This window comes from Diaphorobacter limosus, assembly GCF_033100095.1.
Lineage (GTDB): Bacteria > Pseudomonadota > Gammaproteobacteria > Burkholderiales > Burkholderiaceae_C > Alicycliphilus > Alicycliphilus limosus.
Genome location: NZ_CP136921.1, coordinates 2,238,357 through 2,249,939, shown reverse-complemented (window position 1 = coordinate 2,249,939; position 11,583 = coordinate 2,238,357). Strand labels below are relative to the sequence as shown.

Here is an 11,583-nt window from a genome sequence, read left to right as displayed (position 1 = left end):
ACTTTTTAAGTTCAATCAAGAATCGAACACTACACTAGAGGGCGGCGCGGCCGCGGTGAACGAGGCCGGGCGCCTGCGCATGAATATGCTGCGCATGATCCTGGCGCAGCAAACCGAGTCGCCACAGGACTTTGCGCGCCTGGAGCAGCGCTTCGAGGCCGGCCTGGAGCTGTTGCGCACCGGCGACCCGGCGCGTCCGCTGTTCGTGACCTGGAGCAAGGACACGCGCGCGCGCTACGAACATATCCGCAGCGAATGGCGCGCCATCCGCGCCGAATGGGATGGAGGGCAGCGCCCCAGCAGCGCGCAGGCGGTGGCGCGCGGCGACGCCTTCGTGAGCGAGATCGACGCCTTTGTCGAGGCCATCGAGGTGCAGATCATGCGCTGGACGGCCGGGCTGCACCTGTTTCACCTGTTCCTGGTGGCACTCACCATCGCCGCGGCCGTGACCTTCATGGCGCTCAGCTACTGGCTGGTGGTCAACCCCGTGAACCAGCTGCGCCAGGCGCTGGCGGCGATGCGCCGTGGCGAGCTGGGCACGCGCCTGGAGGTGCAGACCGAGGACGAGTTCGGCCAGCTCACCGCCGGCTTCAACCTGATGGCGCATGCGCTGCAGACCTCGCACGAGGATCTGGAGGGCAAGGTGCGCGAGAAGACCGCCAGCATCGAGGAGCAGAACCAGCGCCTGGCCGCGCTGTACGCGGTGAGCGCTCTGACCGGCGAGGCCGGCAGCCTGGAGGTGCTGGCCCAGGGCTTTGCGCAGCAGATCCGCAGCGCCGCCGGGGCCGATGCCGCCGCCGTGCGCTGGTCCGACGAGGCCAATGAGCGTTATGTGCTGCTGGCCCATGACGGCCTGCCGAGCACCCTGGCCGAGACCGAGCATTGCCTGCTGGCCGGTGCCTGCGAATGCGGCCAGCCCGGGCCGCGCGCGCGCATGCGCGTGATCCCCATCGTGCCGGCCAGCGGCGGGCAGCTGCCCGATTGCGGCCAGGAGGGCTTCCAGACCGTGATCAACGTGCCTGTGCGCCTGCACCAGCGCCTGCTGGGCGAGGTGACGCTGCTGTACCGCGGCGCGCGCACCCTGCCCGATGGCCTGCGCGACCTGCTGGGCACCATGGCCCAGCATCTGGCCACGGCCATGGAGGGCCTGCGCGCCAGCGCCCTGGAGCGCGAGGCCGCCGTGGCGCAGGAGCGCGCCCTGATCGCACGCGAGCTGCACGACTCCATCGCCCAGTCACTGGCCTTCCTGAAGATCCAGGCGCAGCTGTTGCGCGACGCCATCGCCAAGGGCCGCGACGCCGCGCGCGACCAGAGCCTGGCCGAGCTGGACGCCGGGGTGCGCGAATGCTATGCCGATGTGCGCGAGCTGCTGGTGCACTTTCGCACGCGCACGCAGGACGAGGACATCGAGGAGGCGCTGCGCGTGACCCTGTCCAAGTTCGAGCACCAAAGCGGCCTGCCGGCCGAGCTGACGATGGCCGGCCAGGGCCTGCCGCTGGCGCCCGATGTGCAGATCCAGGTGCTGCACATCGTGCAGGAAGCCCTGTCCAACGTGCGCAAGCATGCCGGTGCGCGCTCCGTGCAGCTGGTGGTGCAGCGCCACCCGCAATGGCGCTTCGAGGTGCGCGACGACGGCCAGGGCTTCGACCCCGCGGCGGTGCCGCCGGATTCGCTGCATGTCGGCCTGGGCATCATGCGCGAGCGCGCCGAGCGCATAGGCGCGCGCATCAGCCTGGACACGCAGGCCGGCCAGGGCACCTGCGTGACGCTGGAGCTGCCGCCCGCGGGGCGCGAGGCCCCGGGCGCTGCGGCTACCATGGCGGCCGTATGAGCGCGCCCATCACCCTGTTCCTGATCGACGACCACACCCTGCTGCGCCGCGGCCTGGTGGCGCTCTTGGGCCAGCATGCCGACCTGCGCGTGGTGGGCGAGGCGGGCGACGCCGGTCAGGCGCTGCGCCTGCTGCCGGTCCTGCGCCCCGACGTGATCTTGCTGGACAACCACCTGCCCGGCGTGCGCGGCGTGGACGCCATTGCCGACCTGCGCGAGGCCTCGCCCGCGAGCCGCGTGATCATGCTCACGGTGAGCGAGGACGGCGAGGACCTGGCCAGCGCGCTGCGCCATGGCGCGCAGGGCTATCTGCTCAAGACCATAGACGGCGACCTGCTGGCCCAGGCCGTGCGCCGCGCGGCCAGCGGCGAGCCGGTGGTCAGCCCGGAGATGATGGGCAAGCTGGTGGCGGCCTTCCAGTCCCAGGGCGCGCCCGAGCCCGAACCCGCGCCCGAGGAGGCGGAGCCGGCGCCCCAGCTGTCGCTGCGCGAGGAAGAGGTGCTGCGCGAGATCGCGCGCGGCGCCAGCAACAAGGAGATCGCGCGTGCCCTGGACATCGCCGAGACCACGGTGAAGATCCATGTGCAGCACATCCTGCGCAAGCTGGGTCTCAGCTCGCGCGTGCAGGCGGCGGTCTATGCCTCGGACCGCCAGCGCGCCGAGTAACCACACTTTTTGATAGCTGCCAACGCTTGTCATACAAGGGTTTGTTCCGAATTTTTCCTGACTAGGCACATGTCTCAGGCTGGGCCGCGAGCCCCCACCCCACCCAGAGGGAGAGGGTGTAATGCCGGCACAACCGGTCGCCCTCGCCCCTTTGGGGAGAGGGAGGGGTGAGGGGTATCTGCGATATGTGCATAGTCAGGGGATTTTTTGACAAGCGCCCCTGTTTCCAAAGGATGGCCGTTGCGCCGTCCATCAGTGCCGGTAGAACGCCACCAGAGCCAGGATCACCAGGCACATCAGCGCGTTGCCGATGTTGACCACGATGGCGCGATTCAGCCGCCGCCCGTTGTCCTCGTAGAGCCAGGCCGCCATCGTCATGTTCGAGCTGGTCCAGATCGCCCAAGTGAGCAGCGAATGCTGCTGTGAACTGCCGCTTGCCAGGATGGCCCAGGCCGTGGGCAGGTAGCCGAGTATGCGCACCGAGCTGAACAGCGTGAACGCCCAGGCCAGCAGGCACAGGTAGTTTTCCCGCGCCCTGCTGGCACCCTCCACGGGACCCGGATCGCCTGCCCGCTGGCCCTGCGCCTGGCTCATGGCACGCTCACCAGGAACACCGGGGCAAAGCCCGCATCGGTCAGCCGGTCGGCCAGGCGCGCGGCCTGCTGCAGGTCGCTGCCCCGCACCAGCACGGGCATGTCCGACGGCGCGTCCAGGCTTGCGTGCTGGGCCCAGGCGGACACCATCGCATCGTCCAAGCCCCGGTCACCGCAGCAGCCAGCGAAGACGCTGATCGCCCCGCCAGGCAAGGTCTGCTCATGGGCGCGGGCCTGGGCCTCCGTGATGTACAGTCCGGCGCGCGTGCGGTGGGCAGGACTTGCGGGAATGGCAGCGGGCACATTGGCCGCTGGCCTACCTTCATCATCGAACAGCGGCGTGGATTGGCCGGATGGCTGTTGGGCGCAGGCGCCCATGCAGGCGGCCATGCCGAGGGTGGCGCAGAGCAGGATGCGGTTCATGGTGACTCTCCTTGCAAGTGATTGGGGACATGCGGCGACGGCATGGCCGTCACTCCTGGGCGATGCCGTAGTCGCGCACGAAGGTCGCCCACGCGGTGGAGGCGGCCTCGACGGCCTCGGCGAGCTGCTGTGGTGTGCTGCCCAGGGGCTCGGTGCCGCTGGCCCGCAGCGGTTCCTGCACGGCGGGGGCTTGCAGCGCCCGGGCCACCGCCGCCGACAGCCTGGCGGCCACCTCGGGCGGCGTGGCGGCGGGGGCGAACAAGGCATTCCAAAAGGACAGCGTGCCCGAGGAAACGCCGAGTTCGGCGAAGGTCGGCACGTCCGGCAGCAGCGGGCTTCTTTGCGGCAGGGCCGTGGCCAGCACCCGCAGCTTGCCCGCCTTGGCGTGCTGCAGGCCGCCCGCGATTGGGCCGAAGTTGATCTGCACCTGGCCGCTGATGAGGTCCGGCATCAGTTGCGCGCCGCCCTTGTACGGCACCCGCCGGGCCTGCACGCCTGCGGCCTTCAGCACGCGCTCGGCCAGCATGTATTCGCCCAGCGTGCCGGTGGCCAGGTGAAGCTGGCCTGGATGGGAACGCCCGTAGGCCACCAGGTCGGCGAAGTTCTGCACCGGCAGCTCGCGGTTGACGAACAGCGCGAACCCGAGTTCCACGACGTTGGCGACCGGCGTGAATTCGCTCAAGGCTTTGTAGGGAACACCCTTCTGCACCAGTGGCAGTCCCGCCATCGCCGACAGGCCCCAGAGCAGGGTGTAGCCGTCGGGCGGCGCGTCCATGACCGCCTGCGCGGCAATGGCGCCACCCGCGCCCGGACGGTTCACCACGACGACCGGCTGGCCCCAGGCGGCGCTGAGTGACGCGGCCACCAGCCGCGCGGCGCTGTCGGATGCGCCGCCGGCAGGCGTCGGCACGACGATGGTGATGGCGCGGCTCGGGTAATCGGCGGCGCGCGCCAGCGGGACGTTGCAGAGCGCGGCCATTGCGGCAAGGCACAGGGTGCGGCGATTCAGCGTCATGGCGGATTCCTCTTCGTGGTTGTCGATGGCGTCATCGTCGCCACCCAGCGCGCCCGGCGCATCGTCCAGTGGTCTTATTGGAGTACCGGGCCTGGTGCTTTGGTACCGGTACTTGCGCACAGTCCCCGGCACGGCCGTGGATGGCTAAGATGAACCGCCATGACGTCCGCGCACCACCTTTCCCCCATGGGCCGCCGCAGGTTGATGGCCGCAGCCGCGGGCATCGCGCTGCTGCCCCCACTGATACCCCCTGTCCAGGCCCAACCCTCGCGCACGGCCCGCATCGGCTGGCTGGGCTGGATCGGCGCGGCGGGAGCGGCGGCTTCCGCGCTGGCGCTGGCGGCCTTTCGCGCGGGGCTGGCCGATCGGGGGTGGGCCGAGGGGCGTGGCTACGAACTGCTGGTGCGCGACGGTGACCAGCCGCGCAGCGCCGATCTGGCTGCGGAGCTGGTGCGATCCGGCGTCGATCTGCTCGTCGCGCAGGGGCCGATGGTCTTCGGTGCCAGGAAGGTGTCGGGCGCGACGCCCGTGATCTTCAACATCGGCGGCGACCCCGTCGAGGCGGGGCTGGTCGCCAGTCTGTCGCACCCAGGCGGCCATCTGACGGGCGTCACCTCGCTATCGACCGAACTGGCGGGCAAGCGGCTCGAGTTGCTGAAGACGGCCATGCAGCGGGGCTCGCACATGGCGGCGATCGCCAACGCCCTGCACGCGGGCTTCACCATCGAGCGCGACGCGGTGCAGGCGGCGGCCCGGCGGCTCGGCCTCACGCTGTCCTGGCATCTGCTGAAGTCGATGGATGATTTCGATACCGCGCTGCCCCGCATCGCCAGCGAAGGTGCCCACGCACTGCTGGCGGTGCCCGACAACCTCATCAACGTTCGGGCGCAAACGCTGGCGCGCTTCTCCGCAGCTCAACGACTGCCCAGCATTTCGGGCTGGGCCGCGTTCGCCGAGGCGGGCAACCTGATGAGCTACGGTCCGAACGTGCATGGTTACTACCGGCAGATGGCGGCCATCGCAGACCGGCTGCTGCGCGGAGCGCGCGCCGCCGATATTGCCGTGGAGCAACCGCGCGACATCGAGCTGGTCGTCAACGCCAAGGTGGCGCGTGCGCTGGGCCTGGATCTTCCCGCCGAGTTGCAGCTCCGTGCCGACCGCTGGATCGAATGAGCCCCCTTGGCCGGGCTGGTGGCGCAGCGCGCTGGGGCGGCGCTATGCGGCGGTCTTCGCGCTGCTGGTGTCGCTGCCGCTGCTGGCCTACGCGGCCTGGAGCGCTGCGCAGGTGTACCGCCAGCAGCGCGACGCGCTGGCCGCCGTACAGACTGCGCAGGCCGATGCGGCCGCCGCGCGCATCCAGCGGTTCCTGCGCGAAATCGAGCTGCAACTGAGCTGGCTGACCGCCCTGCCCTGGACGCCCGACGGCGCCCCGCAGCGGCGGCTGGATGCGCTACGCGCGCTGCGGCAGACGCCTGCCATCGCCGACATAGCCCTCATCGACGGACAGGGCCGCGAGCGGGTGGCGGAATCACGGCTGGCGCTGGGCCGCGTGGATTCGATGGCCGACCGCATGGCCTCGCCCGCGTTCTCGGGGGCGCGCCAGGCGCGCGGCGCGTATTTCGGCGACGTCAGCTTCCGCAAGGGCAGCGAGCCGTTCATGACCGTGGCCGTCGCGGGGCCGCGCGGCGAGGCGGGCGTGGCCATCGCCGAGGTGAGCCTGAAGTACATCTGGGACGTGGTGTCGGAGATCCGCATCGGGGACGAAGGCATCGTCTATGTCCTCGATCCGGCGGGGCGGCTGATCGCCCATCCGGACATCAACCTCGTGCTGCGCAACACGGACTTGTCCGCCACGCTGCGCGCCTTCGAGAACCAGAAAGCCGCTGCCCCGCCACGCCCGGCATTGCGGCTGGTGGGCACACGGGGCGAACCGGTGCTGGCCAGCAGCGTGATGCTGGCCCCGCCGGGCTGGCGGGTCGTGGTCGAACAAGGCTTGCAAGAGGCCGACGCCCCCCCTGTGGGCCAACGTGCAGGGTGCGCTGTGGGTGGCGGCGGTGAGCCTGCTGCTGGCGCTGTCGGCGGCACTGTGGTCGGCCTGGCGCATCGCCCGGCCGCTGCGCGAGCTGGCCCAGGGCGCAGAGCGGATCGGCGCCGGGCAGTTGTCGCACCGCATCGCCCTGCATTCCGGCGATGAACTGGAGCGGTTGGGCGAGCGTTTCAACAGCATGGCCGCTGAGCTGCAGGCCAGCCACGACAACCTGGGGCGGCAGGTGGAAGAGCGCACGCGCGAGCTGTCGGATGCGAACCGTGCCAAGTCGCGCCTGCTGGCCGCCGCCAGCCACGACCTGCGCCAGCCACTGCACGCGCTGAACCTGATGGTGGCGCAATGGCGGCGTGACCCCGATGCCGCCGAGCGCCGGCGCCTGGGGCTGCGTGTGGAGCAGGCCATCGCCGCCATCAATGCGCTGTTCGACGGCCTGCTGGACGTGTCCAAGCTGGACGCGGGCGTCATCCGCCCGCAGGTGGAGGCGTTCCCGGTACAGCGCCTGCTCGACCGCATGGACGTGGCGCACGCGGCGGCCGCGCGGGACAAGGGGCTGGAGCTGCGCATTCGCCCTTGCGACGCCTGGGTGGCCAGCGATCCAGTGCTGCTCGAGCGCATCCTCGGCAACCTGGTCGCCAACGCGGTGCGCTACACGCGCAGCGGGGCCATGCTGCTGGGCTGCCGGCGCACGCGGGCCGGGCTGCGCATCGCCGTGTGGGATACCGGGATCGGCATCGCGCCCGACAAGCAGGAGCGCATCTTCGATGAGTTTTACCGGCTCGACGCCGAAGGCGGCGCGGCCGATGGCGGACTGGGGCTGGGCCTGTCCATCGTCGCGCGGCTGGCCGGTTTGCTTGGCCACCAGGTCAGCGTGCGCTCGGTTCCCGGACGGGGTTCATGCTTCGCGGTCACGGTGCCCGAAACCGCCAGCCAGCCGCACCTCCCCACGGCTGCGAACGACTCCGCCATCGATGCATTGCAGGGCCGCCGGGTGCTGGTCATCGACAACAACGCGCAGGTGCTGGCGAGCACGGCGCGGCTGCTCGAAGGCTGGGGGTGCTGCGTGCTGGCTGCGCACGGCGCGCCGGATCACGTGCATGGCCCGGTCGATCTGCTGCTGGTGGACATGCGCCTGGACCACGGCGATGACGGCGTTGCGGCCATCTCGCGCCTGCGCCGCCAGTGGGGGCGGGATGTGCCCGCGCTCATCCTGACGGGCGACACCGCCATTGGCACGCGCGAGCGCATCGCCGCCAGCGGCCTGCCCATGCTGGAAAAGCCGGTTTCGGCGTTGCGCCTGCGCTCGGCGCTGACGCGGCTGCTTCAGCGCGGTTGAGGCAACGCCCACCCCAGGCGCGTGACGGCCAGTACGGCCTCGGTGCGGCTGTCCACCCCCAGCGCCCGCAGGATGGCGGAGACGTGGTTCTTCACCGTGGGCTCGGCGAGCCCCAGGGCACGGCAGATCAGCTTGTTGTTCTTGCCCTGCATGAGCAGGGCCAGTACTTCGAGTTGGCGCCCGGTCAGGCCCAGCGCCTCGGGCGTTGCCGCTCGGGTGTCGAACGTGCGCGCTGCTGTCTGCAAGGCCACCGGCGGCACGTAAACGCCACCCGCCAGCACCAAGCCCAATGCGCCGGCAATGATTTCGCGAGGCTCGGTCTTGGGGACGTAGCCCACCGCGCCCGCCGCCAGCGCCTCTTGCACCGTCTGGCGATCCAGGTCGCCGGAGAGCATGACAACGGCGGTGCCGATGCTCGCCGCCCCGATCCTGCGCAGCAGGTCGAGCCCGGAGCCATCGGGCAGCCGCAAGTCCAGCAGCACCAGATCCACCGCCTGGCCGCAGCCCAGGGCCGTGATCGCCTCCGCGCCGCTCGCCGCCTGCTGCACCCTCGAGCCCGGCCTCAACTCCAGCAACAAGGATGCGAGCGCCTCGCGCACCAGGGGATGGTCATCGACGACCAGGAAGTTCATGGGTTGGTGGAGAAGGGCTTGGGATCGGGGCATCTTAGCAAACTATAAAAAATATAGCTAACTGCGCAATGTAGTTGAGCGATAAAGGCGAAAACACCGTTGGAAATCCTGGGGTGCGGACTAGTTCTTTCGGAGTAAGGAGCCGGCGCGGCCCATCGTTCTTTTGCCACGGCCCATGCGTTCCTTCGGGGTATGGGAAAACCCGGGGTGCCGGTGGAACATCCATGCACACAGCAACCAAGGACTACCGCATGGCACCCGCGTCGCATTCCGCGGCACAAGACCCCCGCCGCAACCGCCAGGCCTGGTCGGTGCTCATCGTCAGCACCCTGGCCTTCACCGTCTGCTTCATGGTCTGGATGATGTTCGGCATCATCGGCATCCCGATCAAGAAGATGCTGGACTTGAACGCCACGCAGTTCGGTCTGCTGACGGCCATGCCGGTGCTCACGGGGTCGCTGGTGCGCGTGCCGCTCGGTATCTGGACGGACAAATACGGTGGGCGCATCGTCATGGCCGTGCTGATGGCCATCACCGTGCCCGCCATCTGGGTCATGGGCTACGCCAGCGAGTATTGGCACTTTTTGGTCATAGGCCTGTTCGTGGGCCTGGCCGGCGGCGCGTTTTCGGTGGGCACGCCCTATGTGGCGCGCTGGTTCCCCAGACACCGCCAGGGCACGGCCATGGGCGTGTACGGCGCCGGCAACTCGGGCGCGGCGGTGAACAAGTTCGTCGCCCCGGTGATCCTGGTGGCCTTTGGCTGGGCGGCGGTGCCCCATGTCTACGCGGCCATCATGCTGGGGGCGCTGCTGCTGTTCTGGTTCTTCAGCCACAGCGACCCCAGCCACCTGGTGGCCAGCAACATCAGCTTCACCGACCAGCTCAAGGCGCTGAAAGATCCGCGCGTGCTCAAGTACTGCCAGTACTACAGCATCGTGTTCGGCGGCTATGTGGCGCTCAGCCTGTGGATGGTGCAGTACTACGTGGGCGAATATGGCCTGGACATCCGCGTCGCCGCGCTGCTGGCGGCCTGCTTCTCGCTGCCCGGCGGCGTGCTGCGGGCGATTGGCGGCGTCTTGAGCGACCGGTACGGCGCGCACAGCGTCACCTGGTGGGTGATGTGGGTGAGCTGGATCTGCCTGTTCCTGCTGTCCTACCCGCAGACCGCCTTCACCATCCAGACGGTGAACGGCCCCAGCACCTTCCACATCGGCCTGAACGTCTATGTGTTCACCGCGGTCATGGCCGTGCTTGGCGTGGCCTGGGCCTTCGGCAAGGCCAGCGTGTTCAAGTACATCAGTGACGACTACCCCGGCAACATCGGCGCCATCAGCGGCATCGTGGGTCTTGCCGGCGGCATGGGCGGCTTCATCCTGCCGATCATGTTTGGCGCGCTCATGGACTGGACGGGCATCCGCTCCAGCGCCTTCATGCTGATGTATGGCGTGGTCTGGGTGTCGCTGATCTGGATGTACTGGACCGAGGTGCGCCGCACCGATGTGATGACCGGCCAGGGTGTGGCAGCCGCCACGCCCGCCGCCCGCTGATCGACCGGAGAACCCACACCATGTCTGCCGATACCGTTGCACAAGAGGGCGCGCGCCAGGGGCGGCTGCTGCACATCTGGACGCCCGAGGACAAGCAGTTCTGGGAGCGCGAGGGCGAGGCTGTGGCCAAGCTCAATCTGTGGATCTCGGTGCCCGCGCTGTTCCTGGCGTTTGCCGTCTGGCAGGTCTGGAGCGTGGTCGCCGTGAACCTGCCGGCGCTGGGCTTCAAGTACTCGACCAACCAGCTGTTCTGGCTGGCCGCGGCGCCGGCGCTGTCGGGCGCCACGCTGCGTATCTTCTACTCCTTCATGGTGCCGGTGTTCGGCGGGCGGCGCTGGACGGCGCTGTCCACGGCCACGCTGCTCATTCCCATGCTGGGCATAGGCTTTGCCATACAGGACAACACCACCGGCTACCCGACCATGCTCATGCTGGCGCTCTTGTGCGGCCTGGGCGGGGGCAACTTCAGCTCCAGCATGGCCAACATCAGCTTCTTCTTCCCCAAGGAGCGCAAGGGCTCGGCGCTGGGCGTGAACGCGGGCCTGGGCAACCTGGGCGTGTCGGTCGTGCAGTTCCTGAGCCCGCTGGTGATCTCGCTGGGCATCTTCGGCATCTTTGGCGGCGACGCGCAGGTCATCGTGAGGAACGGCGAGCAGCAGCATGTCTGGGCGCAGAACGCGGCCTTCATCTGGGTGCCGTGGATCGCCATCACCGCCGTCGTGGCCTGGTTCGGCATGCACGACATCGCCGATGCGAAGGCCAGCTTTGCCGCCCAGGCGGCCATCTTCCGCGCCAAGCACAACTGGATCATGTGCCTGCTGTATCTGGGCACCTTCGGCTCCTTCATCGGCTTTGCCGCGGGCTTTCCGCTGCTGATGAAGGCGCTGTTCCCGGCCATCAACCCGCTGGCCTACGCCTGGCTGGGGCCGCTGGTGGGGGCGCTCACGCGGCCGTTTGGCGGCTGGCTGGCGGACAAGATCGGTGGCGGCGTGGTCACCTTCTGGAACTTCATCGTCATGGCGCTGGCGGTGCTGGGCGTGCTGTTCTTCCTGCCCAAGGGTGCGAGCGCCTATGCCCTGCCGTTCGGCCCGGCCGAGGGCAGCTTCACCGGCTTCTTCCTGATGTTCCTGGTGCTGTTTTGCACCACGGGCATAGGCAACGGCTCGACCTTCCGCATGATCCCGGTGATCTTTCTGACGCAAAAAATGCGCGCGCTGCGCGGCAACGACGAGGCCGCCCAGGCCCAGGCCATCAAGGACGGCAACACCGAGGGCGCGGCCGCCGTCGGCTTTGCCGGGGCGCTTGGCGCCTACGGCGGCTTCTTCATCCCCAAGAGCTATGGCAGCTCCATCGCCAGCACCGGCGGACCGGAGTTCGCGCTGTGGATGTTTGTCGTGTTCTACAGCCTGTGCGTCGTCGTCACCTGGTGGTACTACTCGCGCAGGAACGCCGAGATGCCTTGCTGACAAGAGGTTGAGCGTTGAGGGTTGAGCGTTT

11 protein-coding genes are annotated in these 11,583 nt (G+C 69.0%); 7 read left to right on the top strand and 4 right to left on the bottom strand.

Annotated features, from left to right (window positions below; genetic code table 11):
- Positions 1–79 precede the first annotated feature (79 nt).
- Positions 80–1,831 (top strand): histidine kinase, encoded by a 1,752-nt coding sequence (locus P4826_RS10870; RefSeq protein ID WP_425605166.1) that lies wholly within the window; start codon positions 80–82, stop codon positions 1,829–1,831.
- Complete coding sequence (locus P4826_RS10865; RefSeq protein ID WP_317700423.1) at positions 1,828–2,496, top strand: response regulator; 669 nt, start codon at positions 1,828–1,830, stop codon at positions 2,494–2,496. Before P4826_RS10870 ends, P4826_RS10865 begins: the two co-directional genes overlap by 4 nt.
- Before the next feature lie 252 nt (positions 2,497–2,748).
- Here P4826_RS10865 and P4826_RS10860 read toward each other — a convergent pair whose 3' ends face one another.
- Genes P4826_RS10860 through P4826_RS10850 form a run of 3 tightly spaced genes read right to left on the bottom strand, consistent with a single transcriptional unit; the run spans position 2,749 to position 4,527 of the window.
- Positions 2,749–3,090, bottom strand: a complete 342-nt coding sequence (locus tag P4826_RS10860) for a hypothetical protein (protein ID WP_317700422.1) — start codon at positions 3,088–3,090, stop codon at positions 2,749–2,751.
- Positions 3,087–3,512 carry a hypothetical protein gene (locus P4826_RS10855; protein ID WP_317700421.1) on the bottom strand — a complete coding sequence of 142 codons (426 nt, stop codon included), beginning with the start codon at positions 3,510–3,512 and terminating at the stop codon, positions 3,087–3,089. Before P4826_RS10855 ends, P4826_RS10860 begins: the two co-directional genes overlap by 4 nt.
- A 49-nt stretch (positions 3,513–3,561) precedes the next feature.
- Positions 3,562–4,527 carry a Bug family tripartite tricarboxylate transporter substrate binding protein gene (locus P4826_RS10850; protein WP_317700420.1) on the bottom strand — a complete coding sequence of 322 codons (966 nt, stop codon included), beginning with the start codon at positions 4,525–4,527 and terminating at the stop codon, positions 3,562–3,564.
- A gap of 159 nt (positions 4,528–4,686) precedes the next feature.
- On the opposite strand from P4826_RS10850, the gene P4826_RS10845 reads away from it, so the two are divergent.
- From P4826_RS10845 to P4826_RS10835, 3 genes are read left to right on the top strand one after another with little or no spacing between them, the layout of a single operon-like run.
- On the top strand, positions 4,687–5,700 hold the full coding sequence (locus tag P4826_RS10845; RefSeq protein ID WP_317700419.1) for an ABC transporter substrate-binding protein: 1,014 nt from the start codon (positions 4,687–4,689) through the stop codon (positions 5,698–5,700).
- Complete coding sequence (locus P4826_RS10840; protein ID WP_317700418.1) at positions 5,678–6,721, top strand: cache domain-containing protein; 1,044 nt, start codon at positions 5,678–5,680, stop codon at positions 6,719–6,721. The genes P4826_RS10845 and P4826_RS10840 overlap by 23 nt, the downstream gene beginning before the upstream one ends.
- Positions 6,612–7,907, top strand: coding sequence for an ATP-binding response regulator (locus tag P4826_RS10835; RefSeq protein ID WP_317703753.1), 1,296 nt, complete (start codon positions 6,612–6,614; stop codon positions 7,905–7,907). Before P4826_RS10840 ends, P4826_RS10835 begins: the two co-directional genes overlap by 110 nt.
- Here P4826_RS10835 and P4826_RS10830 read toward each other — a convergent pair.
- Positions 7,895–8,539 carry a response regulator gene (locus tag P4826_RS10830; RefSeq protein WP_317700417.1) on the bottom strand — a complete coding sequence of 215 codons (645 nt, stop codon included), beginning with the start codon at positions 8,537–8,539 and terminating at the stop codon, positions 7,895–7,897. The two genes, P4826_RS10835 and P4826_RS10830, sit on opposite strands and share 13 nt — an antisense overlap.
- A gap of 251 nt (positions 8,540–8,790) precedes the next feature.
- On the opposite strand from P4826_RS10830, the gene P4826_RS10825 reads away from it, so the two are divergent.
- The gene (locus P4826_RS10825) at positions 8,791–10,086 is read left to right on the top strand and encodes an MFS transporter (protein WP_317703752.1); all 1,296 of its coding nucleotides are present in this window, start codon (positions 8,791–8,793) and stop codon (positions 10,084–10,086) included.
- A 20-nt stretch (positions 10,087–10,106) separates the two neighbouring features.
- Positions 10,107–11,552: an MFS transporter gene (locus tag P4826_RS10820; RefSeq protein ID WP_317700416.1), complete on the top strand. Its 1,446-nt coding sequence runs from the start codon at positions 10,107–10,109 to the stop codon at positions 11,550–11,552.
- Positions 11,553–11,583 lie beyond the last annotated feature (31 nt).